This window comes from Risungbinella massiliensis (genome assembly GCF_000942395.1).
GTDB lineage: Bacteria > Bacillota > Bacilli > Thermoactinomycetales > Thermoactinomycetaceae > Risungbinella > Risungbinella massiliensis.
Genome location: NZ_LN812102.1, coordinates 1,609,471 through 1,635,906 on the forward strand (window position 1 = coordinate 1,609,471; position 26,436 = coordinate 1,635,906).

Sequence of the window (26,436 nt, forward strand, 5' to 3'; positions counted from 1 at the left end):
CTAAGCAAGAGTCATACCCTCCGAGTAAATACGGCGTACAATCTCCTCTGTAGTAGATTCTTCGATTTGCATTTCTTTTACATGAATCCCTTTGTCTAATATATGAGCTAACAGATTGGACACACTGATTTCTCCACTTGGAATCAGCACAGTATAATTGCTATTCCCCTCTGTTTCCCATGTTATTGGCAGCCCATTTACTACATTTTCCCAATCATCTTGGGTGATCGGTGCTTCTAATTCTAGGAGTACCTTTCGTCCAGATCCCCATTCTGTTTTGAGCCTTGCCAAATCACCATCATAAATGATCTTTCCTTTGTCCAACATGACAACACGCGAGCACAACGCCTCGATATCTGTTAGGTCATGAGTTGTCAGCATTACAGATGTACCCAACTCTTGATTGATCTCTCGTAGAAACTGGCGGATATTTTCCTTTACTAGAACATCTAACCCAATCGTTGGTTCATCTAGGAAAAGTAATGGTGGCTTGTGAATAATTGCTGCAGCTAACTCACAACGCATCCTTTGTCCAAGACTCAGTTTGCGTACAGGTTGATCTAATAACGCACCAATATCTAGCACTTCAATCATGCGGTCTACATACGCACGATTCTCCTTCTCATCAACTCGATATACTTTTTGCAAGAGAGAAAATGACTCTTGCACTGCAATATCCCACCAAAGTTGACTACGTTGTCCAAATACAACCCCGATCGTTCGAACAAATTTTTCGCGTTCTTCATGCGGGTTAAATCCATTCACCTGCAATTTTCCAGATGTAGGTTGCAAGATGCCAGTTAACATTTTAATTGTGGTCGATTTGCCAGCACCATTCTCTCCGATATACCCTACCATCTCTCCTTGTTCTATCGCCAAATTCACTTTGTCTACTGCACGGATAGTACGATAATTTCGTTGAAAAAGGTCACGAAAAGCGCCAGCTAACCCTTTACGACTTTGAAAGACTTGAAATTCTTTTGTCAGATCAATCGCTTCTAGAGCGTAGTTCAATTGAATTCCTCCTTACCCCATACCATAAAAAAGGCATCCCCATAGGGAATACCTTATGTTTGGATTTGTCGCTGTATTTGATACTCGATTTTGGACTCGAGTAAGCTGATGTTATCCTTTACCTCATCATACGTAATAGTAAACCGGGAAATTTTTTCGTCAAGGTTTAGTGCTTCTTCCATCGAACTCATCAACCCAATTGGTTTGCGATCCACTTGCAGAACGATATCTAGTTCATGTTGGAATGGGAAGAAAACCATCTGAATATCATCTATATATTTAGAAAACGTATTACCCGTTGGTTTGAAATGATATTGTTGAACAAATGGATGACGAGAGTAGTAATGCTCAAAATCCATATCGACTCTCTCAAGTTGATATCCTAGATATTCAGTTGCTTTCACAACTTGTTGTACGAATGGATGAGGTACTACCTCTATTCCATCATGATCAGTTGGATCCACCGCCATCTTTATATCCAAACCTGTTTTAATATAGATTGGAGAGCCGCTAGTTGAAACAGGTGAATCATATGGTAGTTCGAATTCGAATGGAATTACTTTCGTCTCTTTTGGTCCCATCTCAAACCGCTCGGAAATTCGGAATTCACTAATTACATATTCTGCTTGAGTTCCCTCATGTTCATATTGCACAACTAGATAAAGGTAAATATCGTCAATTTCTTGCTGTGCTTGTCCTCCTTGGATAAACACTTCTCCCCGAATGGTTTCTCCTTGGCTATAGTTTGCCTTCTCAAGTCTCGTATCGACTTTTGTAGCGCCAATTCCAAAACTGGCCAATGTTTTCCCAAATATACTCATCTATCATTTCTCCCCTATCTACGTTGTAGTAACTCTCTAAGTTTCTCCATCGGGTCTTCTTCCACTTTTTGATCATTGATCATTAATGTATTCACTGCATCTTCATGCTCCCAATAAAAGCGACTGGCTAATCCTTGACCGGCGCGAACCATCTCCATATCAATCGTTATAGAGTGATCATTATAATCAAAGATAACATGGAATTCATCAATATAAGCATGAAAAGAACCGGTTGGTCGGAATATAAATGCCTGTACAAAAGGATGTAGTCTTGCATTTGGATCAAAAGTATTCTCTATTTGATAAAGTAAAAATCCATTGTCTTCAATTTGTTTTAAGATACTTGCAATCAACGGATTTGGAAATATTTCCAATCGATCACGATCAGTAGGATCTACAGCAAATGGAACATCCAATACTGTTTTTAAGTAAATAGGAAATCTTCCAGTAGAAATAGGAAGATCCGTAGGTAACTTAAACTCAAATGGAATTTTCCGATCCTTTTGAGGTTCAATTAACAACTTTTCGGATAGTGCAAAACGTTTAAAAACATATTCAACCTTTTTTCCGTTCTTTACATATTGAGTAGTCAGTTCTAAAACAATATCATCTACCACTTGCGAAGATTGGCCACCACGAATACAAACGTCTCCTGTGATTGTTTCTCCAGGTTGAAATTGCCATTGATCAATCTTGGAATCTACTTTGGCAGATCCAATTCCCATCTGCGCCATCCATTTAGTAAACATCTATACCCCCCATTATTACAAAAAAAGAGGAGAAGTGCCCCTCTCCCCTACATTCTTTATTTTTTCTGAAAGAAGTTCATAAAGTCTTGGAGATGCTTTTCGGAATTTGGATTAGGAGATTGTTTCTGATTTTCCTCTGGTGTTTGTTTTTTTAGAGGTTCAGGATTATCTATTATCTGATCCTTTTCCTCTTCCGCCGCTTTACGCTCTTCTTCCTCTAATAAACGATCTAACTCATCATATCGATCGCTTAATACTCTAGCATTCGAATCAGTGGTCGACTCATCTGCATTCTTTGTTTTGCTGTCCGTAGGTTGACTTAATTCTAACTCATCAAAAAGATTCCCCAATTCAATAAAGAGAGCTTCGTCTTCTTCATCAGAAAACAATTGATTCGATTCAGTTGATGATTCTTTCACTTCCTGTTTTTTCTCTACTTGCTGTTCTTGCTTTCTCTTCTCCTTTTTTTTCGGAGAATGAGAAGCCTTCGTTTCTTTTTCTTGCTTTTGCTTTGGTGCCTCTTTGGTAGTAAGTTCAGAAGTTACCTCTACTGATCCATTCTCGAGAAGTCCTTCTTGTGATTCTAACTTACTCTCTTCTTGTTTGCTTTTCTGCTTCTTCTCTTGTTTCTTTTTCCGTTTCTCCTCTTTTTTGTTCTGATGATTACTAAAAGACTGTTGGAGAGCAGCTCTGGCGGCACGCTGTTTATCTGCTCTGGACATACTGCGACTACTACTTGAAAAAGGGCTATACGATTTACTTTTTTGTTTCGTTTCGCTCAACGTTTTTTCTGGTGATTTCTTTGGTTTTTCCTGTTTCGTTTCCGATACTTTATCTGCCTTCGGTTTTGCCTCTTGTATCTCTTTTTTCGGTGGTGTAGATTTTTCTTCACCTTTTTGATCAGTAGGAGACTCTTTTTTCTCTTGCTTCAGAGGAGTTGGCTCTGTAATTACTTGTTCCTCTACTTGATTCTCCTGCTGTTCGGGAGGTGTTGGCAAAGCATGACCCATATAAGTCATTAATTCCCGTTCTTTCTCTGCTCTTTCTGTTTCATCTAGCGGTTGAATTGCCTGGTAACTCGAAGGAGGCATCGTTGCAAACTCATCCTCCGTCTCACTCGAGTTTTCTGAACTAGAAGAGAGTATTTCATGCAGTTTGGTCAGTTTTTCTCTCTTTCTTTCTTCAAATTCCCGCTTTTGCTTCTCAAGTAATGCCTGTTTTTTCTCCTCAAATTCTTTTAACAACTTGTCTAGCATCTCTTGTTGCTGAGTTTCTAGAAGCTTTTGTTCCTTCTCCATAATTTGAAGTTCTCGTTGCTCCCATTGTTGGCGCTCATATTCCAATCTGGCTTTGCGTATTCGTTCTTTTTCCTTTTTGGCACGTTCTTGTCTTTCTTTTTCTTCTCGTTCTTTACGTGCCTTTTCGAGTGCTTCTTGTTCTTTTGCGAGAAGCTCTTGCTCTTGACGTTCGAGTTCTTTCCGTTGTTCTTCTAATAATTTTTGCTGCATTCTCTCCAACTCAAGACGCTTTTGCTCCAGTAGCTGCTGTTGTTGCGCCTCGAATTGTTTTCGCATTTGCTCAATTCGTGCCTGTTGTTTTTCTTCATGCTCTTGTCGATGCTGATCAAGCGTAATAATAAAAGAATCGGATAGATCTTGATCCGCCAGTTTTGCTAAAGCAGGATTCACTTTATAAGTTTGAGTTTGAGGAGTTGGTTCTGTATCAGCAGTTTCTGAAGATGGAGTTTCCACTGCTGGAGTTGTTTCTTGCTTATCCATGTTATCATCTTCTAAGTCATCCAATGTTACAAATGATACAGTATCCTCCACTAGATCTTCTTCGGTTTCTTCGATAACAGGCGAGTCATCTAATTTCAATGCTTCATAATATTCATCCCATGTATTCTCTTCTTTAGATGGATCTGGCACACCTAGTAAAGAACGCATCGGTTTTGGTTTTGTTGTTTGCTTTTCATTGGAGTCCAACTCCCGCACTCCTTTCTCCAACGAATTTCCTTCAGATATTTCTATCTCTACTTCTGGTTTTGCTGTTTTTTTGATGCAAGTAGCTAATTGTACCCCTCGTCGAAAGCGAATGTTGTTTCTTTTATCCAATTTTTTCTTTACCTGAGCTAAGGTATCATCTTCTTTTTTTTGCTGTGTGTTCGTAGCGGGGGCACTCTCTAGCATCTGATCGATCTCTTGAAGTAACTCGTCCGGTTCCTCTTGCTTAGGTACCGTTTTACCAGAAGAAGTCTCACTCATCTTGGCAAGTTGCTCTAAAAGCGACTGCCCTGTTGCTGGAAGACGAGGAGTTTCCTTGTTGGTCTTGTTGGTACCGGTCGAAACTGCTGAAGTCTCTTCTCTTTTTTGCATCATTCCTGCTAATTGATCCATCGAGAAATTAGGTTTTGGTTTAGGTCTCGAAGATGTATTGGCTGGAGTCAAATCTGGTTTTGTAATAGGGAGATTTGCATCTTCACTAGGCGTAATCTTGTTATCTTTTGGTGATGAACTTTTTTTGCTACTTGGAAGAAAACGCTTAAGTAGTCCTTCTGAAGCATGCTTTTTTTCAAATATCTCAATCTGTGCAATGACTTGATCCACTTGATACACTTTTAGTGTTTTTTGGATCAGTTTCATCATAGGTCGCGAGACAGAGAAGTCTTTGGGGATCTTGAGGATCGATCCTTCCAAAAATTGCCCTGATAGGAGACTATAGAAAAAACTCCCCCAATCTAACTTGGTTTCGGTAACCATGATTTTTTCTAGACCACAGAAAATCACTTGGAGTTCACCTGATTTGGTAACTCCAATGTTTCTAGTATCAAGTAAGAGGTACATAGGTATTGGCTTGGAACGAAGCATCGCCTCTAAATGAAGCAATTGTTTGGTCCAATCAATCACTTGTTCCTCCGATAGATCCGTCTTTATCACGTCTTTAAGTGGACGAATCGGTGAATAAGGACGTACAAAAACTAGAAGATCTTCTTCAACGAGAACATCTTGGTATGGTAAAACAATCGAGCTTTTTAGATTACGAAATTGTTGTATCGCTCGTTGGGGTGGCTGTTTGTGTAAGTAAGCAGCCTGCAAATAAAAACGTTTTCCGTCCGTTTCCCCAACAGCCAATTCACCATTGAAGAACGAAACAACATGTTTAATCTCAAACCGGTTTCGATAGATAGTTCCTGTTTCAAAGAAAGCCAACCGATTTGCCTCCAATCTATCTCATCATTACTTATATTTTAACGATTATTTCTCTTTTTTTATATGCAAAAATAGTAATAATTAGAGGCAGTCACTTTTCTCTGTTCCTCTTTTCGACAAGTCGTTACAATAAGAAGAGAAAAAGGGGTGTAAAAATGAAGCAGACACAGTCTCAAAAATTACATAATGAAGCCTTAGATGCGATCGTAGGTGGTGTCAACAGTCCATCTCGTTCCTTTGGTGCAGTAGGACTCGATCATCCTATCTTCATGAAAAAAGCTAACGGTGCTTATTTTTATGATGAAGATGGCAATCGCTATATTGACTACCTAGCTGCATTTGGACCCATCATCTTAGGCCATGCTCATCCAGCCATTCATCAAGCAATCACAGCTGCCTCTACAGATGGGATTCTTTATGGAACACCAACTGAAAAAGAGATTCTGTTCGCAAAAATGTTACGCGATGCCATTCCTTCAATGGACCAAATCCGATTTGTCAACAGTGGGACAGAAGCAGTCATGTCGACTATTCGACTTGCTCGTGCCTACACTGGACGAACCAAAATATTAAAGTTTGCAGGATGCTATCACGGACATTCCGATCTCGTTTTGGTAGCAGCAGGCTCTGGACCATCTACTTTAGGGAATCCAGACAGTGCTGGTGTACCCCCAAGTATTGCACAAGAAGTAATCACCGTTCCCTTTAATGATCCTGCTTCCCTACAAGAAGCATTTACTCATTGGGGAGATCAGATAGCTGGTGTATTAGTTGAACCACTTGTAGGAAACTTTGGAATTGTACCACCTGCACCCGATTTTCTAGAGACGATCAATCATATTGCCCATCAATTTGGAGCACTCGTTATTTACGATGAAGTAATCACCGCATTTCGATTCCACTATGGTGGAGTACAAACGTTATACGGAGTAGAACCTGATTTGACTGCTCTCGGAAAAATTATCGGGGGTGGACTTCCGATCGGTGCTTATGGTGGTAAAAGAGAAATTATGGACAAAGTAGCTCCTAACGGACCAATGTATCAAGCAGGTACTATGGCCGGAAATCCGCTTTCGATTTCTGCTGGAATAGCTTGTATCAATGAATTAGCGAAGCCAGGAGTTTATGAGTATCTAGAGAAACTAGGGTCGATATTGGAAAAAGGTATTCGACAAGCTGCTCAAGAACATGAAATCGTCATGTCGCTCAATCGGGTAGGTGGAGCTCTTACTGTCTACTTTACAGAGCAAACAGTAGTGGATTATGATGGCGCTCAAGAAGCTAGTAAAAAACGCTTTGCTCGTTTTTTCCAACTTATGTTACAAAGAGGAATCTATCTAGCACCTTCGAAATATGAAGCTTGGTTCCTGACTACAGCCCACACGGAACAAGATGTCCAAATCACTCTACAAGCAGTTCGAGAATCTTTTGAACAGATGAGAAAAGAGGGAATCCATGGAAGCGAAAACTCATTATGAGCAACTAGGTGGCGAAGCTACGATTAAAAAACTAGTGGATATTTTTTACGATCTTGTAAAACAAAATCCCATTCTCAGTCCTATGTTTCCAGAAGACATGACAGAAACGAGAGAAAATCAGTACATGTTTCTAACACAATATTTTGGTGGTCCTCCTCTCTATTCAGAAAAAAAAGGGCATCCAATGCTCCGTGCTCGTCACATGAGGTTCGATATCACCCGTGAAAAGGCAGAAGCATGGCTCAGCTGTATGGAACAAGCATTAGACAAAGTAGGAGTCGAAGGAACACTTCGAGAAGAGATTTGGGGACGCTTAGTATACACCGCTTACCACATGCAAAATCAATAAGAACTTACTTCCGTTGTTATTATCATCTAGATAACTATTGAATCTAACTGGATTCTTACAGGCAATTGTTCTCTAATCATCAATCGAAATGAGGACACACTTCCATTGAGCAAAAGATCAATAAAAAGGAGACATGTACCTTTTAGCGTACTTGTCTCCTTTTTTTATTAAAGACTACTAGAAAGGATTGCTTGTTCCTTTTTAGAAATGATCCGAATCATTTGAACATCTATCTCTCCTACATGAGAGCGTAATTTAACTATCTCCAATTCCAATAGTTTCTTTTGTTGAATCATCTGAAAATATTCTTCAATCAAATCTGTCAGTTCCTGATAAACCTCATCAGAGATAAACTCTTTTAATTTAAACTCTAATAATTGTAACTCTATCGCTTTTTTTTCGCCAGAGCCACTCATTCTTCTTATGTCTTGTAAAACTATTTTCACTACTTGCTTGGCCATTTCTTCTTTTCCTGAATGTTCTTCTCTATTTAGAATATCATCTGACATCCGTTTCTCAGTAATCATGCTACTTCCTTCACTCCAAACAAAGTATAGTTACAATCGACCGATGGTCTTTTCAAAATGTACATGTCTTGAACTTATGGCACCTGGTAAAATTAGGAACATCTTGGAGATCAATTAGAGAATCACTTTCTAAATCGATTATTAGTAGGTGAGTAAGCTACTATTGTTAGGAAACCTATTCTATCATTTCGCTAACTGAAAAAAGATATCCTGCTTTCCATCCTTCACAAAGGTTTATTAAAAAGGGCAATTCTTATTATATTGGTAAAATATCCATTTAGATTATTTGAACAAAATAAATAATTGTATTTTTTTAAAAAACATTTCGCTATAATGAATTTGTCTATCAGATGAGGAGGATTTATTATGTGCGGTTATTTGTCGGTGTTTTCCCAAAACGGACAACCCATCGCTAAAGAAATTCTACAAGACAGTCTACAAATGATCCATCACCGTGGTCCAGATGATACCGATATTTACCTCGATGGTGCGGCTGCCTTGGGTTTTTGCCGACTAAGTATCATTGACCTAGCGCATGGTCGTCAACCGATGTCTAATGAAGATGATTCCCTATGGATTACATTTAATGGGGAAATTTACAATTTTCAAGAGTTACGTGAATGGTTGCTCTCAAAAGGACATCAATTTAAGACCAATGCTGATACCGAAACCATTTTGCATCTTTATGAAGAAGTCGGAAAAGATACCCCGAAATACCTTCGTGGAATGTTCTCCTTTGTAATATGGGATCGGAAAAAGAATGCTTTCTTTGGAGCTCGTGACCATTTTGGTATCAAACCGCTGTATTATGCCAAGACATGTCATGGTTATGCTTTTGGATCGGAAATTAAGAGTATTCTCCACCTTGATCCTAGCCTTCGTAAAGTAAAGGCACAAAGTTATTATCACTTTTTGACGTTTCAATATGTCCCAGATCCTGAAACCATGTATCAAGATATTCATAAACTACCAGCTGGTCATTCCTTCTACTTAACAGCAGATACACTCAAAATGGAACCATATTGGCAAGCAGATTTTAGCCCAGAACAAGAGAAACCTTTCGAATATTTTGTAGAAGAGATCCGAAATACTTTACAGGATTCTGTAAAAGCACACCAGATTGCAGATGTTCCAGTAGGAGCCTTTTTATCTGGAGGAATTGATTCTACCACAACGGTTGGATTAATGAGTCAATTCAGTCAGGTGAAAACGTTTTCTGTTGGATTTGATATGAATGGATATAGTGAATTAGATGTTGCCAGAAGAACAGCAACCTTCTTTGGTACTGATCACCATGAATTAGATATCAATTATAAAGAGTTTATGGACGAGCTTCCTAAAATTGTCTGGCATATGGATGATCCTGTAGCAGATCCAGCAGCTTTCCCTCTTTATTTTGTAGCACGCTTAGCAAGTAAACAAGTCAAAGTAGTAGTATCCGGAGAAGGCGCAGACGAATTTTTTGGTGGATATAATATTTATCGTGAGCCTACATCACTACGGATGTTCTCTGGACTTTCTAAAAATACCCGTGGTGCCATTCGCACACTGTCCAAACTGATTCCACAAGGAGTTAAAGGTCGTAACTATCTTATGCGTGGATCCAAAACAGTAGAAGAACGCTTTTTTGGTAATGCGCTGATCTATGATGAGATATCCAAACAGGGTATCTTAGGAGAAGAGATGCGTGGACTAGAATATCAAGATCCATGGTCTGTCACACGCCCAATCTATGATCGTGTCCAACAACATGATGATGAGACAAAAATGCAATATCTAGACATCCATACATGGCTACCAGGAGATATTCTCGTGAAAGCAGATAAAATGACAATGGCTCACTCTCTAGAATTGCGTGTTCCCTTTGTAGATACCAAAGTATTTGATCTAGCAAGACGGATCCCTACTAAATACAAAATCGCAAATGGAACGACTAAATATGTATTACGTGAAGCAATGCATCGTTTGGTCCCAAAAGAGATCTTCTCTCGTAAAAAACTCGGATTCCCTGTCCCAATTCGTGTATGGTTACGAAATGAAATCTATGACCATGCCAGAGAAATTCTCTTTGACCCTGCTATCAAACCATTTGTAAATCAAGATGTCGTACATCAAATGCTTGAAGACCACAAAAACGGAATTGCCGATTACAGTCGGAAACTATGGAATATTATCATTTTCTCACAATGGTATCGTACTTTTATTATAGGTTCAGTATAAAAACATACAAAAAAGCACTCTTCGATTGTTTCGGAATCGAGAGTGCTTTTTTCGTTTTGAACCTAATTCATACTAAACTCCATCAAGACCATCCCAACTGCTGAGACAACCGCAATGAGGAGCCCAGAGAAGATAAAGATCACATACATCAATGATCCTTTTTGATCCAGATGCATAAAAGTAAAGAACTGCAACAGGACTTGAATTAGGGCAAATACCAGTAGTAATGGTAAGATCCAACTTTTTGGTACCACATCTACCGCTACTAGATAGAATGCTGCGACAGTCAAGACGATCATGACCGCAAAGGATAGAAGATGTTTTACCGTACCGGATTTTGCTTTTCCTGTGTTCGTTACTGGTTTTTCATCCATCGTCATGGTTAGCCCACCTTTCCTAGCAGGTATACCAAGCTGAAAATGAAGACCCACACAACATCAATAAAGTGCCAGTACAAGGTACTTACAAACAATTTTGGTGCAGTTTCCGTATTGATTCCACGCTTTGCTGTTTGCAACATCAGTGTGAAGATCCAAATGATACCAAAGGTAACGTGGGCTCCGTGTGTACCTACCAATGTATAGAAAGCAGAACCAAATGCACTGCTCATAATGGTATGACCTTCATGAACATAATGGTAGAACTCGTAGATTTCCAAACCTAGGAATGCAAGTCCAAGGATTAAGGTAACAGCAAGCCAAAACTGCATTACCTTTTGTTTACCAGCATTCATGGCGCCCATTGCTAGCACACTAGTCAAACTGGAAGTTAACAAGAGTGCAGTCGCTACTGCTACAAGTGGCATCTGAAAGAGCTCATCTGCGGTCGGGATATGCAAATTTGGATTTTCTGCCAGCATCTTTTGGATAAAGTCTTCATGACCTCCCCAAAGCGCCAAATACGTTCCAAATAAGCAGGCGAACAGCACTGTTTCTGCCCCTAGGAAGAGCCAAAAACCGAGCACTTTGTTCTTTCCATCAAGAGTAGCCGTCTCTAGATGACCATCTGCTGGATTGACTGGATGATGTGCCATTATGCCTTCGCCTCCTTCCCGTTATCGTCTAATTCTTCAGGATGAATATGGTAGCCTTGGTCATACTCAAACGAGCGTAAGAACATTGCCGCAAATACAATGAGAAGCCCAAATACTCCAATTTCGAATCCTCTTACGATAAAGCCATAACCTGAAACAAAGAAACCGATCGACATTAACAGTGGAATATAGGATGAAGAAGGCATATGAATCGGACCTACTGGTTCTGCAGGTGATACATTATTATTCCCAGCCTCTTTCTCCACCCATAAAGCATCATAACCACGAACTTTTGGTGTTTGTAGGAAGTTATACTCCGGTGGCGGAGACGAAATAGCCCACTCAAGAGTACGGCCTACTTCCCATGGATCATTTCCTACTCTTTCTTTACTATAAAGCGACTTTCCTATGTTAATCATAAAGAGTATTGTACCTACCGCCATACCAATTACTCCAATGGTACTGATCTGGTTAATCGTTTCCAATCCTACATTGGCTTGGTATGTAAATACCCGACGTGGCATTCCGAATAGTCCTAAGAAATGTTGCGGGAAGAATGTAAGATGGAAACCGAAGAAAAAGAGCCAGAAATGCCATTTTCCAAGAGTTTCATTTAACATGTTTCCGAACATCTTAGGCCACCAATAATACGCTCCTGCAAACAATCCAAATACTGTACCACCTACTAACACATAGTGAAAGTGAGCTACTACAAAATAGCTGTCTTGGTATTGGAAGTCAGCTGGAGGAAGCGCTAGCATAACACCAGTCATTCCACCTAAAACGAAGGTAGGGATAAATCCAATTGCCCATAACATCGGTGTGGTAAAACGGATTTCTCCACCCCACATCGTAAAGAGCCAGTTAAAGACTTTGATCCCTGTCGGAACTGCGATCGTCATAGTTGCAATCGCAAAAACAGAGTTAGATACTGGTCCAAGTCCAACCGTAAACATATGGTGAACCCATACCATAAATCCTAAGAAACCGATCAAGACGGTCGCAAAAACCATTGAGTTATATCCAAATAGACGCTTTTTGGAGAATGTACTGATTACTTCAGACATGATTCCAAAAGCTGGGAGAATTACGATATAAACCTCTGGGTGACCAAAGATCCAGAACAGATGCTGCCAGAGTACAGAGCTTCCACCCATGGCAAAATCAAAGAAATTGGCTCCAAAAAGGCGGTCAAACATCAGTAGTAATAAACCAACCGTCAGCGCTGGGAATGCAAACAAGATCAGTGCTGAAGTGACAAACGAGGTCCAGGTAAACATCGGCATGCGCAAGAATGTCATTCCAGGAGCTCTCATATTTATGATCGTAACTAAGAAGTTAATACCACCAATTAAGGTACCAATCCCCGAAATCTGTAGACCTAACACATAATAGTCCACACCAGGACCAGGACTGTAATCATTTAACGCAAGTGCTGTATAAGATGTCCAACCAGCATCAGGTGCTCCACCAAAGATCCAGCTAAGATTAAGTAGCAGACCACCAAAAGTGAACAGCCAATAACCTAGTGCGTTAAGGAATGGAAAAGCTACATCACGTGCCCCAATTTGTAATGGGATGATCACGTTCATCAAACCAAAGATCATCGGCATCGCAGCCAAGAAAATCATGGTCGTTCCATGCATGGTAAGAAGCTGGTTAAATATATCTCCAACAAAAAGGTCATTTCCTGGGTAGAATAGCTGCAAACGCATGAATGCAGCTTCAATTCCGCCAATTAGGAAAAAGAGGAAACCAGTCACAAAATAGAGTATTCCAATTTTTTTATGGTCAACGGTAGTACACCAATCCCATACCTTAGAGTGTCGAACACGGGTAAGGAATCGGCTATCGTATCCCCCTGTAAAAATCGCCAATAGAAATACGGCGAGGACTAATAAGACAATAAGGGTCCCCAAGGTACTCCCTCCTTGCTCTTAAGCTTGCATCAGTTAATATGCTATTTACGACTCTCTAGATAATCCATCAAAGAGTTCAGTTCTTGCTCATTTAGGTAATCAAAACTAGGCATTTTAGTACCTGGTTTAATAGCTGCTGGATCTTTCAACCAGCTTTTTAGATTTTCACGGTTCATTTCTTTTATACCAGCAATACTGGTTCTAGTACCAAATTTAGTTAGATTTGGTGCTTCATAACTCGGGTTTTGTCCAGCATGACATGCCAAGCAATTTTGCTTGAACAGTTTTTCTCCTTCTTGTACAGAAGCAGAAGCGGTCTGTACATCTGCTGGTGAACTCTTCATCGTCGAAAGCCATTTCTCATAATCTGCTTCCGATTTCGCATATACACGGAAATCCATCAATGCATGTCCTGCTCCACATAACTCTGCACATTTCCCTTGATAAAAACCAGGTTTTTTCGCATCGAGCCACATGGTATTTACTTTACCAGGAACAACATCGACTTTCCCTGCAAGTGCTGGTACCCAGAAAGAATGAAGTACATCTTTCCCGTTAATGGTCAAGTGAACTTTCTTCCCTACTGGAATTACCATCTCTTGAGCAGTCGTAAATCCTTCATCTGGGTATTCAAATTCCCACCAGTACTGATGTCCCGTCACATTAATATTGACTACATCACTTCCAGTAGGCTTTTCAGCCAGATCAAATGTATAACGAACAGTCGGAACTGCTAGTGCTGCTAAAATGGCAATCGGGATAACAGTCCAAATAATCTCCAACTTTGTGCTACCATGAACTTGTTCTGGCATCACGTCTTTTCCTTTACGCTTGCGGAACTTGATTAATACATAAACAAAAATCGTAATAACAACGGCAAAAACACCCATCATCAACAAAAAGCTAATATAAATTAGATTTAACGATTTTTCTCCTGCCGTCCCTTGCGGATCTAGTACGTTGAGCGTAGGGTCTCCGCTACAACCAGAAAGAACTAGAGACGCAAGGGTAGAGACGAGAAGAAACTGCCACCAACGTTGTCTCACCGATCATCAAACCTCACTTTCTGTTGCAACCAAATCCAAACTTTAGAACAGAAACTCCCCTAAACCACGAATGAGTACGTCGATATTCATTACTGCTAGCATTACAGTCAAATAGATCAGCGAGAAGACAAACATCTTTTTCGCTGCATTCATTTCTTGATTAGCTGGGGTATAGAACCACTTCCATGCGAGCACAATGTAAGGGATACCAAGTGCCAGCGCAGCTACCAAGTAAAACCAGCCAAGAGCCTCTGTCCAAAATGGGATTAGAGATGAAACAACTAACAAAATCGTGAATAGGAACGTTTGTCTTTTGGTTGCACCGTTTCCTTTTACTACCGGCAACATTGGAACACCCGCATTGCGGTATTCATCTGCACGGCGAATAGCCAGCGCATAGAAGTGAGGCGGTTGCCACATGAACAATATGAGAAATAATGCCCATGCAGTGAGATCGACTGAGTTGGTGACAGCAACCCAACCTATCATAGGTGGAACCGCTCCTGAAATACCACCAACAATGGTATTCCAGATACTTTTACGCTTAAACCACATCGTGTAAACAAACACATAAGCAACAAAACCAGCAAAGCCAATTCCAGCAGTCCTAGCATTGACTCCTACAAAAAGCAAAGCAAAGCCTAATGTAGTAAGGAGAATTCCATACCACATCGCAATAACTGGACGAATCCGTCCTTCCGCTACTGCGCGAGTCTGTGTACGCTCCATCTTCGGATCAATATCTCGATCATAAAAGTTATTTAGTGCACATCCACCCGCAATCAAAAAGGCAGTACCTAATAACGTGTGGAATAATACTAACCAATCAAATCCTTCTAAACCAGCTGCAACAAAGTAGCCAGTAAAAGTAGCTAAAAGGTTTGATTTAATAATCCCTGGCTTCGTAATATCCACATAATCACGCCAAGTAGCCTTCTCCATCTCGAGATAAGATTGAGAGGCCATCACTCTTTCCCCGGGTCGATTCATAAAACCAACCTCCCTTCCTACAAAACGGTTTTCGTTTTCTCAAAAACATTCCATACATAGATGCTTTACCGACTGATGGTGAAAAGCATAAGTTTGGAAACATAACATCCCCATTTTAGTAGATAGCCATAGAACGTGCAAGTGGACCCTTGAAAGGTTCATCAAGCGGAAACAAGGAAAATTACTATCTACAACAGAAAAAATATATTTTCCATTACGTTCCCTTGATTCCTAGTCTACTGAAGAGAATGGAAAACCGATGACATATTTGTGAACATTATATGATCAATTCTATAAATACACTTATTGTCGGAAAATTTTCAGCATATTTCTCTTGTAAATTTGATTACTCTATCATGCAACAAACCAACAAAAAAACGACACCATCTTATGGATATGTGCCGTTTTTACCTATTATTCACTTCCTAACGGAACTTGTTTTAGCCATTTTGTGACTTCCACTGACGTACCTTGTTCTAACTTATGAATCGTTAGTTCATCCATCAAAAGTTGGACTTGTTGTAAACCGGATGTCTCACCAATTGATTTATTTTTCATATGCATCATAAATTCAGTTAGATTCTCGATGCCAGGTCCGAGATCCCGCACAATAAATCGAAGTCCTCTTTTCTCCTCTGTTTCTATTTGCTCCACTTCTATAATACCTTCGTCAGCATGTTGAATTACGTTTCGAGCTAGCTCCGAGAGCGACTGAACAATCCGAGCCTGATCCACTTCATCAAATCCTATTGTTCTCGCAAGTTCCCGAACCTCACTCCGCATATGTACAATTTCCCATTCGTACTTAATGCGAAAGCTTGTTAGCACTAACGCTTCACCTCCTACGTGATAGCACTTACTTCATCACTCTCTTTGCCTTGTAAATGTTGGACTTGGAACAAATTATAGTAGGCACCTTTTTGTTGCATTAACTCTTCGTGTGTACCATTTTCCTTTATTTGACCATCCTCTAAGTATAGGATTTGATCCGCATGGGTAATAGTTGACAGGCGATGAGCCACGATAAGTGTAGTCCGATCTTTCGCTAGTCTGTCTAGAGACTCCTGAACATAATGTTCTGAATGCAAATCAAGCGCAGAAGTAGCCTCATCTAAGATCAAAATCTGCGGATTTTTTAAAAAAACTCTAGCAAGTGCTATCCGCTGTTTTTGACCACCAGATAGTTTTACTCCTCTTTCCCCAATCTCCGTATGGTAGCCTTTTGGTAATTCTCTTATAAAATCATGTGCATTGGCAGCGATTGCAGCACTCTCTACCTCTTCTGGTGTGGCATCCGTTTTACCAAGCCGTATATTTTCCTCGACTGATCCGCTAAATAAAATGTTATCCTGCAATACGATTCCTATCTGTTGACGTAGACTAAGTAACGTCATATCGCGGATATCCAGACCATCTATGGTAATGGTACCAGTATACACATCATAAAATCGCGGAATCAACGAGACCAGTGATGACTTACCACCACCACTTGGTCCTACTAACGCAATGGTCTGACCTGGCAATACAGAGAATGAGACTCTATTGAGAGTATTTTCTTGATCTTCAGTATAACGAAAAACTACTTCCTCAAAATCAATTTTTCCTTTCACTGATTCTATCGCAATTGCATTTGGACGGTCTACTATGTCATAAGATTCATCTAGGAATTCAAAAACTCGATCCATGGATGCATGAGCTTGTGTCAAGGTAGTGGAGGAATTGACTAATCGACGAACTGGAGAATAGATAAGAGCCAAGTATCCATAAAAAGCGGTCATCTCTCCAATAGTCAGTTGTCCATGAATCACAAAGTAAGCAGATGCAAAGATTACCAAGATAGGCGCCAAATCGGTAATAGTATTTACTGTAGCAAATGTTTTCGCAGTCCAATTAGCATGATTAAATGCTTTGTCTAGAAATTTTCTATTTTGTTGTTCGAATAATTTTTGCTCATGTTCTTCCAAATGGAAGGCACGAATAACAGAGATCCCTTGTACTCGCTCATGCAAATGTCCTTGTAATTCCGCTAGAGCCTGGGATCTTGCTCTCGTATTGAATCGAAGTCGCTGAAAAAAATATTTCACTGATATAGCATATAGCGGTACGATCGCAAGCGAAATCAAGGTCATTTGAATATCGAGATTTATCATAAATACAAGTGCGATAGAAAGAGTAAACAAATCTAACCAGATGTTCATCATACCAGTTACTACGAATTCTTTTGTCTGCTCCACGTCATTAATAACCCGAGAGATAATCTGTCCTACCTTTTGGTTTTGATAGAATTGCAGCGAAAGCTTCTGAATATGATCGAACAAACGATTACGTAGATCAAACAAAACCCTACTTGCTGTCCATTGTGCATAGTATTGACGATAGTACTCGACGGGATAGCGAACAACGGAGAACAAAAAAAAGGCAGCGAGCGTAATCCACACTAGCTGATTCCATTTCTCCTCGACTGGCATTTTTCCTAAGAGAAGATCGTCTACTACATATTTCAACAGGAGAGGTAATAACAAAGGTATACCAAATTTAACTACCCCTACCAACATCGTCCATATAATTTGCTTGGTATAAGGTTTTACGAAGTGCAGATAACGGCGAATACTGTCCATCTATGTTCATCCTTTAACAAACTTAAATACCAACTAGTAGTCTTATTATAACAAAATTCCAAGCAATCATCTTAAAAGAATATACCGTATGGAATAAAACAAAGGAAGAATGTAACAAAAAACGCCTCGCTACTAAGATATGTAGCAAGGCGTGTACAATATGACTGATAGTTACGATTAATGACGAGCTTTTTCCAGAGCTGGGAGCAATTTCGGATTTAGGATTTTAATGTAGGTTCCTTTCATTCCGAGGGAGCGAGACTCTACTACACCAGCACTTTCCAATTTTCGAAGTGCGTTTACGATAACAGAACGAGTGATTCCAACCCGATCTGCAATCTTACTAGCAACAAGCAAACCTTCCATACCATCAAGTTCATTGAAGATATGTTCGGCAGCTTCTAATTCACTGAATGACAGAGAATTAATCGCAAGTTGAACTACCGCACGACTTCTTGCCTCGTCTTCCACTTGACCCGCACGTTCACGAAGCACTTCCATCCCAACAACCGTTGCACCGTATTCTCCCAAAATGAGATCATCATCTACGAATTTGTCATTCATACGAGAAAGAACCAATGTTCCTAAACGGTCCCCACCACCGATGATCGGTACAATAGTAGTGTAGCCATTTGGAAAAGACTCTTTTAGATCACTTGGATAAGCGGTATAAGGACTGTCGATTTCCAAGTTTGGCATCGTTGCTTCTACTTCCATCAAACGGCGAGCGTACTCACCCGGAAATTCACGAGCGCTTAGATAGCTTTGCATGCGTTCATCTTCGAACTCATGGTTAATCGCCATTCCGAGCATTTTTCCATCCGGATTGACTACGTAGATGTTCGAAGAGATCACATCGCATAGAGCTTGTGCTACCTCATCAAAATCTACTAGATGGTGCCCCACATTTTTTTGCAGAATCCGTGAAATTTTACGTGTTTTACTAAGTAAATCCATGATTGATCCTCCTAGGGTATTCTTTGTATTGTATCCGAACTTTTCTGCGTAAATGGCTTATACCAATTACTGTGCGAAAAGTATCGTTCCACATAAAACAGATGGGGAAGCTATTTTAGATTGGGTACTTTTTCTATTATGCGGCATAGAATTTTGATTTTCAGAAACCTTTTTTGAACAGTTTTCGACTATTAAGTAGATTTCCAATTGTTGCATAGCCATTTTTTATAAAAAAGCGGCTAATGAAGGTCTCCACAAAATAAATTCTACTTTCCCATCAACCAGTTTTATGGGTACAAGTCCCACACTGTCATAGCGGCTATCTCGGCTTGCGTAGCGATGGCGATTGTCACCCATTACAAAGACAGTACCTGGAACTACTGTAATCGGTCCATAGTTCCCATCTTCAATAGGGGTGTCAATATAAGGCTCGTGAATCTCTTTCCCATTTCGGAAAAGCTTTCCATCCCGAATCTCGATCTGATCACCAGGTATGCCTACCACTCGTTTTACCAAATACCGATTTTGGTTATGTGGGTCTTGAAAGGTAACGACTTCACCTCTTTGTGGAACTTGTAAGGTGAACTTAAATTTGTTGATCAGTAAACGGTCACCATTATGTAAAGTCGGTTGCATAGATGTTCCATTTACTACCGACAAAGCCACCCCAAAACGACTTACACAAAAGGCTAGGACAACTGAAAAGAGAATCAGAACCGTCCAGTTGACCCATTTACGATAACCTAATGCCATATTCCACCACTCCAACAAGTTTACTTGACATTGGAAAAAGAAACGATGATACCAAAATTCCGAGTTGTTAGGTCACAGGCGCTCTTCGAATCTCTACTTGTTGGTTGGATCTAAAGAAAAAATGGCATTTTAAAACACACTGATCTATTGCTTTCTCATCTTACCCAAACATCTGTTTCAACATTCTACATATTCTAGTATGCAACTTTCTTTTTTTTCAAAAGAAAGGGCGATTTCTATTTAAGTAAAATGATACTCTCATTTTTACCACTTTACACCAAACATACCTAAAAAAGAGGCAAATGGGAGATGAGGGTAAATTCAGACGGAACCTTCTGATTCTACTACCTTTGTACAGTAGTTTGCAACATCTTATAAATCTCCTTTTTAAAAAACCTTAAAACTGGTAAAATAAAGCATTTTCTTATTAGGTTGTTAGATCCAATCATCGGACAATAGCAATTTACTTTGTCATCCGAAAATTCATTTTGGATCAGGAGAGTCGTTGCAATAAGTCCCTATCTCCTTTATTGCCAATAGTTGAAGATTATAAAACATAAAACTCAGAATTTAGTTAAGCTAAGTGAATCATTTTTTTATAATCCAAAGGAAATATAGGACGATAACACTGATATTGAGATATTTCTAACTAAATAGACTGCATTTTCTTAATGCGCTGTAATGCTTTCGAAAGAGAAACCATGGGAATCTCCTCATTTTGTTTATCTGCTGTTTGAAGCATAACTTGTTTTATCTCTTGATTTGTCCAACTAGGAGCAATTTCCATTAAAATTGCAGCAATGCCAGCGCAGGCAGCAGAAGCCATAGAGGTGCCTGACAGACGGATGTAATCTTCATCTACTAACTGATCAATGGATAAAAACGTTTGGTAAAGGTTAGGAAAGTATAAGGAGATGATATTAACTCCTGGAGCATATAGCTCAGGCTTGGCTATATCGTCAATGGTAGGCCCCCTACTTGAAAAGTCAGCAACCTCCCATTCATCAGAGTTCTTTTGTAGCGCACCTACTGTAAGCACAGATGGTTCCTGACCTGGAGTGCAAATAGTACGAAGACCGGGGCCTTCATTTCCTGCTGAACAAACCACCAAAAGACCGCTATACCAAGCCTTTTGAACTGCTTGGGCCAAGGGGTCTAAGTAATATGGTTCTAAAACAGGGCATCCAAGTGATAAAGAAAGGATGCGTATCTGGAGCTCTTCCTTTTTCTGTACGCACCACTCAATTCCTCTGATCACAGTAGATAACTTCCCACCCCCGTATTGATCTAACACCTTTACTCCGACGATTTGAGCCTCTTTGGCTATTCCCCGATACTTTCCAGCTGAGCAATATCCATTTCCGGCAATTGTACCTGCACAATGAGTCCCGTGTCCTTGGTCATCATAAGGATTTTTCTTATGATGAACAAAATCGACAAACTCTTTTAAGCGGTTGGTAGGCTGAGTTAGATCAGGATGTTCCGCTACTCCTGTATCCAAGACAGCAATGGTAATTCCTTTTCCTGATAGATCGGATGAGAGTAAATGATCCGATATCATCCATTGGGAAAGACGTGGGTGCTTTTCTTGTTCAGAAGAGCTAGTATGAATCCGAACTTGGCGATCTAAATAAATTTTGGCAATAAGGGGTTCTTCTGATAGAGATTGGATCGCATGGTAGGGAAGTAGACCATAACTTGCTTGCAGAAACGGAATGGTACCATACAAAGAAAGTGTATCTGACTTTTTTTGTAACTTTTCAACTTTTCTGATTAAGGATGAGTTAGGGGGTTGTCGATATTGCCAAAGCACTGGATGCAACTGATCTTTCGCACCACGCCCCATGAGTACGCTCTGTAAATCTTGCGACAACTTTTCTTTGCGTTTCTCTAACCATCTTTTGGAGGACCACACTATCGATATCCCCCTTTCTTTTTATCACAATATGAAGAAAAGAGTAAGAAAAACTGTTAGAAACTAATATAAGATAACGTCTCTAACAGCTCCTCTAGATTATGTTACTCAAAAAGAACAATTGGATATTATGAGATCTTTTTCGTTTTTAGCAGAAGTATAACCTTTAATACCCATCTTCTTATAGAAGGGGGTTAACTTTTTTGTTCCATCGTCTACCGTGACAAAGAGTTGGGTAGCTCCACGCTCTCTTAATCTCTCTTCTAATGCATTGACCAGTTGGGAGCCCACTTTTTTATGTTGATAGTCAGGATGGACTGCTAAACAATAATAAAAACCACTTTCCCCATCCACACTACCAACGATTGCACCAACAACTGCTCCTTCATCCGATTCAGCTACCACAACTAGTTGTGGATCCCTCATTAACTGTTCGGACATCCCAGCTAGAGTCTCTTTCTCGCTCTCTTGTTCAGCATTTAAATGCCAGATATTCATCACATCGTGAACATCTGATAAACGGAAGGAACGTAATTGCATAGATTTTCTCCCTTCATCATATCCCCATAATCTCTTTATATAAGCATAACAAAACAATTTTAAACAAAAACGAACCAAAACGGTATTTGAAATTTTTGGTTTGGGAAAATAAGAAATTACTTTGTTTAAACAAGTTTCAAGGAAGATTCTGAAACCCGTTCTATTCCAGGCAACTTCTCTAATTCCAACATAAGCTGAAAAAGTGCCTCATCTTTTTTCTTTGCCTCAATCATCACATCGAGTCGATCTATTTGTTGTTTGGCTATTTGTAGAAAGGGAACGATATCATCTGGATTTACAAAATCGGCATGACTTCGTATATTGGTTTCCCCCTTAGGACTGCTTAAATGAATTTTAGGAGGAAACTTTTCTTTTTTCCAAGTGGATACAGCCTCTTGAAAAATTTCAACTAGTGATTCACCCTCGTTATTACAACGGTGATGATGAAGGTCTAATACCATCGGTACTCCCACTTCTTTTGCAATTGCTAGTGTTTCTTTTGCTGTAAATGTTTTGTCGTCATTTTCTAAACAAATATGAGCTTGGATTTTGGGATCAAGTCTCCGAAAATTTTCTATAAATCGAGCGCCAGCTTTCTCTTTATCTCCATACGTACCACCAACATGAATGTTGCATTTATAACTCGAATCAAGTCCCATATATTGTAGCATCCGTACATGTCGAGCCAAATCTCCAGCGGAATACCGGATTACTTCTGGTTTAGGAGAACTGAGTACCGTGAAATGATCGGGATGAAATCCAACTCTCATCTCATTTTGACGTACCACTTCTCCGATCTCTGCAAATTCCTTTTGCAGCATCTTGATATAATTAATACCTTTTACAACATCGTGTCCAGCTAGTGGAACTAACCGACTGGAGAATCGATAAAATTGAATGCCACTACCTATGGCATGATACAAGATACGCTTCGTATTTTGCAGATTTTCTAAGCCGATACGATATATTTTTTTTCGAGCTGCATTGGGATCCGATATCGCTTTAAATGATTTGAGCGTCATCGTTTTGGATACAGAAGCATTTTTCACATATAAACTCATCGCCACAAAACCAAATCTCACTATCACTAGACATCACCACTACTAGTATGTCCGTGAGATTTTAATAGCATGAAAACAAGCTCTCTTTTACACAATATATCTATACCCTTTTTTGGAATGATTGATCGTTTCATCATACAAGATAGGAGGTATTTTGGATGTATGCTGGTAGAAATTTAGATGAGTTAAAGATGACAACTCTCTCTGAGTGGAATTTAGAAGAATTATCTTATCACCACTACATGATGTCTCAGTTGGCACCTTATATAAATCAAGAAGGAACCAGTCTTCACGTAGATATGATTAAAGAAATTGAAAAACGTGGTGGACTTCAAAATCTAACCGATCATCATTACAAGAAAAATTATTGGTTAGATGAAAATGTGTAAAATCATTCATAACGCTTTAAAAAGCCGCCATATATATAGTTAGGCGGCTTTTTCTTGTATAATTTCATAAAACATTTTTCGGACTTATTCTGATGTAGGGAGTTTATCTGTCGGCGTTGTAGGGTCTACTTGCATCTCGACAAAAGTTTGTGGTGCCGGTTCGACTTTTTTCTTTTGAACTTTAGCACTAGGTACGGTGTAAGTTTTGACTGTTATACTATTCGTTCCAAGTACGATCCGAATCATAATCGGCTTATCTAGATTGTTTTGAAAGCGAAAATCCGGACCACCCCATGACACTGTAGCATCTCGACCTTTTGGAACATAGGTTACGGTGGCGCTATGGGAATAACGACGTGTTATTTTTAGCCCAGCTTCATCTACACTGTTATAAAGTGTCGAGGAAACTTGACAGATTCCTCCCCCAATTCCTTCGCTAAACTCACCTTTCACGATAATTCCTGCTTCTTTATAGCCTCTTTTAGCTGTTCGTTCTCCTACTACTTTATTAAAGGAAAACTCTTCTCCAGGCATTAAAATCAGCCCATCTATTGCTTCAGACGATAGACGAATGTTGGTCGTACGATTCTCATTTTTACCATCAAATTTGGTCGTATAACTACCAGCCAACTTTTTCTGTACATTCTTGATATCTTCTGTGGTGATTGTTGGTTGAACTACAATGATTGGGATCTGTCTAGGTTTATTGATCAAGGAAGGGATATCCTTCAACCACTCGTTTACTTGTTTGGTATCCATGTAACGACCCACTTTTTCTGGTTGAATCGTACCATCTACCTTTGTTGCTTTCGCATTCACTGCAGGAACATCTACTTGTTTCTTTACTGAATCCAGCCATTGTCTTAATTGTGTCTCATTGATGGTTTTAAGATCTTTCCCGTCATAACCCATCTTCGTTAAATCAGTTTCAAACTCTTTTCCATCCAACTCCAATATCAACTTTTTCGACTGCCCAAAGATTGTTTCACCTGATACTTTAGACCAATCGTAAGAAAAGAAACCGATCGCACCTAAAATTATGACAATTGTAGACAATACTAGAACAAAACGTTTGCGACGTGTTTGCATTCGCATGTCATGTTTCTTCTCTTTTTCCAACCTAGTAAACGTATTCTCAATCTCAGGAACAGCTGCTGCTATTTCAGCTGTAGATTGTGACGAAGCAGGCTTGGGTGTTAAGATCGATTGTTCTTCAGGAACAGCTACTTCATTTTCATCTGTAGATTGTGACGAACCAACCTCTTCTGATACTGGGTTTAATGGTTCTTCAGCAAGATCTACCGTTGTTTTAGAGTCTATTGTGGAGAATGTTACAACCGGTTCTGGTTTTTCCTTCTTTTCTGGGGATACTGTTTGTTTCCCATCTTTTATGTCTTCAGATAACTCTCCCGAAACCACCCCCATTTCTGGAGGGCGAGGAGCTGTTTTCGTAACCATACTAGGCGGATTGGAAGTAACATCTTGCTTCTTTATCGTTTCAGCAATATCTTCAGTTGAAGGGTTTGGTTGAAATGAAAATGTAGCTTTGCGTGAAGGATTACTCTCCTCTTCTTCCGCTAACCGATTTAGATCTTCTACATCAAATAACCACGTGTTTGTCTCACCAGTAACCAATGGATCTTGCTGGTTTTTAGTGTTATCTTGATTTTGATCTCTTGGAACACCTTTTTTCTCTTCCAACGATCTCTCTCCTCTAAGGCACTAATAGTAACCCTGTATTTGCTTTGATCTGTTGGATTGCCTTAGCATATACATTGGCAAAAGCAATCTGTTGTATGGAGTGATGGGAACAAAATTGATATGAATCAGCTAATGAATTTGGTTTATCTGCTAATTCCACTTCTATAACTTTAATTTTCCAATGTCGATGACTAAAGATATGTTCAAAATTCGTGATCTCCCCTTTTATTGTAAAAGAAGAAGGAAAACCTTGGCAATATTCTTGGATCAATTCATCAACAAATGGTTCTGAAGTTTTTTCTATTGTAGGCAAAGACCATAAGCCTGCTAACAAACCTGTATCTGGTCTTTTTTCTAAAAGAATTTCTCCGTCAGCATGAATCGCCAGAAAAAGTACTTCTGTCTCTTTCGGAGGTTTACTTTTTTTCTTGACTGGTAAATCTTCTTGCACACCCTCTTGATTGGCTTGGCAAACGTGTTGAACTGGACAAAGCAGACAGCTAGGTGAAGTAGGAGTACATATCGTAGCTCCAAGTTCCATTAACGCTTGGTTAAAATCCCCAGGATTGGTTTCTGGGATCACCTCCATCGCGTACTGTTCCATTAACACTCTTGTCCGAGGAAGAGCAATATCTTGATATAGCTCAAACCAACGAGAGAAAACTCTCATCACATTGCCATCAACTGCTGGTTGCTTTTGGTCAAAGGCAATACTTAGGATCGCTCCTTTGGTATAAGGTCCAATCCCCCGTAACTTCTCAATCTTTTCTGGTTGATCAGGTACTTTACTTCCATATTCATCTCGAACTTCTTGGACTGCTTGGTGCAGGTTTCTCGCTCGGGAATAGTAGCCAAGTCCTTCCCATTGCTTTAGAACTTCTTGTTCGTCTGCGTTTGCCAGATCAGTCAAAGTCGGGAATTTTTTCATAAATCGTTCAAAATACGGGACTACAGTAGCAACTTTCGTCTGTTGCAACATGATTTCCGAAACCCAGACTTTATAAGGATCTTGATCTTTTCTCCAAGGCAAATCTCTTTTGTTTTGCTGGTACCATACTAGTAAGTCTTGTTGAAATGCTGTTATTCTCTCTTGTGATATCAGTGGTTTGCCTGTTTCCATGTCCAATCCTTCCATATTCTTCGATTG

At 39.7% G+C, this 26,436-nt stretch carries 23 protein-coding genes; 4 read left to right on the forward strand and 19 right to left on the reverse strand.

The genetic code is table 11. The features are described 5' to 3' along the window. Genes VJ09_RS08420 through VJ09_RS08435 form a run of 4 tightly spaced genes read right to left on the reverse strand, consistent with a single transcriptional unit; the run spans window position 1 to window position 5,793 of the window. Complete coding sequence (locus tag VJ09_RS08420) at window positions 1-1,014, reverse strand: ABC transporter ATP-binding protein (RefSeq protein ID WP_044641075.1); 1,014 nt, start codon at window positions 1,012-1,014, stop codon at window positions 1-3. Between the two features lie 53 nt (window positions 1,015-1,067). Then, complete coding sequence (locus VJ09_RS08425) at window positions 1,068-1,835, reverse strand: sporulation protein (protein WP_044641076.1); 768 nt, start codon at window positions 1,833-1,835, stop codon at window positions 1,068-1,070. 14 nt (window positions 1,836-1,849) lie between these two features. After that, a complete protein-coding gene (locus tag VJ09_RS08430; protein WP_052807300.1) occupies window positions 1,850-2,584 on the reverse strand; it encodes a sporulation protein in 735 nt (244 codons plus the stop codon). 56 nt (window positions 2,585-2,640) lie between these two features. Then, the gene (locus VJ09_RS08435) at window positions 2,641-5,793 is read right to left on the reverse strand and encodes a DUF4670 domain-containing protein (protein WP_044641077.1); all 3,153 of its coding nucleotides are present in this window, start codon (window positions 5,791-5,793) and stop codon (window positions 2,641-2,643) included. A 155-nt stretch (window positions 5,794-5,948) separates the two neighbouring features. On the opposite strand from VJ09_RS08435, the gene VJ09_RS08440 reads away from it, so the two are divergent. Together VJ09_RS08440 and VJ09_RS08445 are read left to right on the forward strand one after the other, a co-directional pair. Beyond that, entirely contained in the window at window positions 5,949-7,271 is a 1,323-nt protein-coding gene (locus tag VJ09_RS08440) for a glutamate-1-semialdehyde 2,1-aminomutase (RefSeq protein WP_044641078.1), read from the forward strand. Next, window positions 7,249-7,620 (forward strand): globin domain-containing protein, encoded by a 372-nt coding sequence (locus VJ09_RS08445; RefSeq protein WP_044641079.1) that lies wholly within the window; start codon window positions 7,249-7,251, stop codon window positions 7,618-7,620. The genes VJ09_RS08440 and VJ09_RS08445 overlap by 23 nt, the downstream gene beginning before the upstream one ends. 167 nt (window positions 7,621-7,787) lie before the next feature. On the opposite strand, the gene VJ09_RS08450 is transcribed toward VJ09_RS08445, so the two are convergent. Further along, on the reverse strand, window positions 7,788-8,147 hold the full coding sequence (locus tag VJ09_RS08450) for a hypothetical protein (RefSeq protein WP_044641080.1): 360 nt from the start codon (window positions 8,145-8,147) through the stop codon (window positions 7,788-7,790). Between the two features lie 366 nt (window positions 8,148-8,513). Here VJ09_RS08450 and asnB point away from each other — a divergent pair, with 366 nt between their 5' ends. Continuing rightward, window positions 8,514-10,367, forward strand: coding sequence for an asparagine synthase (glutamine-hydrolyzing) (gene asnB, locus VJ09_RS08455; RefSeq protein ID WP_044641081.1), 1,854 nt, complete (start codon window positions 8,514-8,516; stop codon window positions 10,365-10,367). Window positions 10,368-10,429: 62 nt separating this feature from the next. Here the strand turns inward: asnB and VJ09_RS08460 are convergent, their stop codons facing one another. From VJ09_RS08460 to uvsE, 12 genes are all read right to left on the reverse strand, one after another. Further along, entirely contained in the window at window positions 10,430-10,747 is a 318-nt protein-coding gene (locus tag VJ09_RS08460; RefSeq protein ID WP_044641082.1) for a cytochrome C oxidase subunit IV family protein, read from the reverse strand. Between the two features lie 2 nt (window positions 10,748-10,749). Then, window positions 10,750-11,400, reverse strand: a complete 651-nt coding sequence (locus VJ09_RS08465; protein ID WP_044641083.1) for a cytochrome (ubi)quinol oxidase subunit III — start codon at window positions 11,398-11,400, stop codon at window positions 10,750-10,752. Further along, a complete protein-coding gene (gene ctaD / locus VJ09_RS08470; RefSeq protein ID WP_044641716.1) occupies window positions 11,400-13,271 on the reverse strand; it encodes a cytochrome c oxidase subunit I in 1,872 nt (623 codons plus the stop codon). The genes VJ09_RS08465 and ctaD overlap by 1 nt, the downstream gene beginning before the upstream one ends. Before the next feature lie 89 nt (window positions 13,272-13,360). Beyond that, the gene (gene coxB / locus VJ09_RS08475) at window positions 13,361-14,365 is read right to left on the reverse strand and encodes a cytochrome c oxidase subunit II (RefSeq protein ID WP_044641084.1); all 1,005 of its coding nucleotides are present in this window, start codon (window positions 14,363-14,365) and stop codon (window positions 13,361-13,363) included. A 42-nt stretch (window positions 14,366-14,407) separates the two neighbouring features. Beyond that, window positions 14,408-15,355 carry a heme o synthase gene (gene cyoE / locus VJ09_RS08480; protein ID WP_044641085.1) on the reverse strand — a complete coding sequence of 316 codons (948 nt, stop codon included), beginning with the start codon at window positions 15,353-15,355 and terminating at the stop codon, window positions 14,408-14,410. 414 nt (window positions 15,356-15,769) lie between these two features. Beyond that, complete coding sequence (locus VJ09_RS08485; RefSeq protein ID WP_052807301.1) at window positions 15,770-16,183, reverse strand: ATP-binding protein; 414 nt, start codon at window positions 16,181-16,183, stop codon at window positions 15,770-15,772. A 14-nt stretch (window positions 16,184-16,197) separates the two neighbouring features. After that, on the reverse strand, window positions 16,198-17,973 hold the full coding sequence (locus VJ09_RS08490; RefSeq protein ID WP_044641086.1) for an ABC transporter ATP-binding protein: 1,776 nt from the start codon (window positions 17,971-17,973) through the stop codon (window positions 16,198-16,200). 177 nt (window positions 17,974-18,150) lie between these two features. Beyond that, a complete protein-coding gene (gene codY, locus VJ09_RS08495; protein ID WP_044641087.1) occupies window positions 18,151-18,930 on the reverse strand; it encodes a GTP-sensing pleiotropic transcriptional regulator CodY in 780 nt (259 codons plus the stop codon). Between the two features lie 225 nt (window positions 18,931-19,155). Continuing rightward, a complete protein-coding gene (gene lepB / locus VJ09_RS08500; RefSeq protein ID WP_044641088.1) occupies window positions 19,156-19,683 on the reverse strand; it encodes a signal peptidase I in 528 nt (175 codons plus the stop codon). A 649-nt stretch (window positions 19,684-20,332) separates the two neighbouring features. Continuing rightward, window positions 20,333-21,598: a S8 family peptidase gene (locus VJ09_RS08505; protein ID WP_052807302.1), complete on the reverse strand. Its 1,266-nt coding sequence runs from the start codon at window positions 21,596-21,598 to the stop codon at window positions 20,333-20,335. Between the two features lie 108 nt (window positions 21,599-21,706). After that, window positions 21,707-22,138, reverse strand: coding sequence for a GNAT family N-acetyltransferase (locus VJ09_RS08510; protein ID WP_044641089.1), 432 nt, complete (start codon window positions 22,136-22,138; stop codon window positions 21,707-21,709). 125 nt (window positions 22,139-22,263) lie between these two features. Next, window positions 22,264-23,226 carry a UV DNA damage repair endonuclease UvsE gene (uvsE, locus tag VJ09_RS08515; protein ID WP_044641090.1) on the reverse strand — a complete coding sequence of 321 codons (963 nt, stop codon included), beginning with the start codon at window positions 23,224-23,226 and terminating at the stop codon, window positions 22,264-22,266. A 131-nt stretch (window positions 23,227-23,357) separates the two neighbouring features. Here uvsE and VJ09_RS08520 point away from each other — a divergent pair, with 131 nt between their 5' ends. After that, the gene (locus tag VJ09_RS08520; RefSeq protein ID WP_044641091.1) at window positions 23,358-23,588 is read left to right on the forward strand and encodes a hypothetical protein; all 231 of its coding nucleotides are present in this window, start codon (window positions 23,358-23,360) and stop codon (window positions 23,586-23,588) included. 84 nt (window positions 23,589-23,672) lie between these two features. On the opposite strand, the gene VJ09_RS18835 is transcribed toward VJ09_RS08520, so the two are convergent. After that, window positions 23,673-25,289: a VanW family protein gene (locus tag VJ09_RS18835; protein ID WP_052807303.1), complete on the reverse strand. Its 1,617-nt coding sequence runs from the start codon at window positions 25,287-25,289 to the stop codon at window positions 23,673-23,675. A 13-nt stretch (window positions 25,290-25,302) separates the two neighbouring features. After that, the gene (gene mutY / locus VJ09_RS08530) at window positions 25,303-26,409 is read right to left on the reverse strand and encodes an A/G-specific adenine glycosylase (RefSeq protein ID WP_044641092.1); all 1,107 of its coding nucleotides are present in this window, start codon (window positions 26,407-26,409) and stop codon (window positions 25,303-25,305) included. Window positions 26,410-26,436 lie beyond the last annotated feature (27 nt).

What these genes read in the sequence shown, in the direction of transcription:
- VJ09_RS08425 (WP_044641076.1), bottom strand. Translation starts at nt 1,835, where the DNA reads ATGAGTATATTTGGGAAAACATTGGCCAGTTTTGGAATTGGCGCTACA.
- VJ09_RS08520 (WP_044641091.1), top strand. Translation starts at nt 23,358, where the DNA reads ATGTATGCTGGTAGAAATTTAGATGAGTTAAAGATGACAACTCTCTCT.
- VJ09_RS08450 (WP_044641080.1), bottom strand. Translation starts at nt 8,147, where the DNA reads ATGATTACTGAGAAACGGATGTCAGATGATATTCTAAATAGAGAAGAA.
- VJ09_RS08510 (WP_044641089.1), bottom strand. Translation starts at nt 22,138, where the DNA reads ATGCAATTACGTTCCTTCCGTTTATCAGATGTTCACGATGTGATGAAT.
- VJ09_RS08430 (WP_052807300.1), bottom strand. Translation starts at nt 2,584, where the DNA reads ATGTTTACTAAATGGATGGCGCAGATGGGAATTGGATCTGCCAAAGTA.
- cyoE (WP_044641085.1), bottom strand. Translation starts at nt 15,355, where the DNA reads ATGAATCGACCCGGGGAAAGAGTGATGGCCTCTCAATCTTATCTCGAG.
- asnB (WP_044641081.1), top strand. Translation starts at nt 8,514, where the DNA reads ATGTGCGGTTATTTGTCGGTGTTTTCCCAAAACGGACAACCCATCGCT.
- VJ09_RS08445 (WP_044641079.1), top strand. Translation starts at nt 7,249, where the DNA reads ATGGAAGCGAAAACTCATTATGAGCAACTAGGTGGCGAAGCTACGATT.
- VJ09_RS08465 (WP_044641083.1), bottom strand. Translation starts at nt 11,400, where the DNA reads ATGGCACATCATCCAGTCAATCCAGCAGATGGTCATCTAGAGACGGCT.
- codY (WP_044641087.1), bottom strand. Translation starts at nt 18,930, where the DNA reads ATGGATTTACTTAGTAAAACACGTAAAATTTCACGGATTCTGCAAAAA.
- VJ09_RS08440 (WP_044641078.1), top strand. Translation starts at nt 5,949, where the DNA reads ATGAAGCAGACACAGTCTCAAAAATTACATAATGAAGCCTTAGATGCG.
- mutY (WP_044641092.1), bottom strand. Translation starts at nt 26,409, where the DNA reads ATGGAAACAGGCAAACCACTGATATCACAAGAGAGAATAACAGCATTT.
- VJ09_RS08490 (WP_044641086.1), bottom strand. Translation starts at nt 17,973, where the DNA reads ATGGACAGTATTCGCCGTTATCTGCACTTCGTAAAACCTTATACCAAG.
- VJ09_RS08460 (WP_044641082.1), bottom strand. Translation starts at nt 10,747, where the DNA reads ATGACGATGGATGAAAAACCAGTAACGAACACAGGAAAAGCAAAATCC.
- lepB (WP_044641088.1), bottom strand. Translation starts at nt 19,683, where the DNA reads ATGGCATTAGGTTATCGTAAATGGGTCAACTGGACGGTTCTGATTCTC.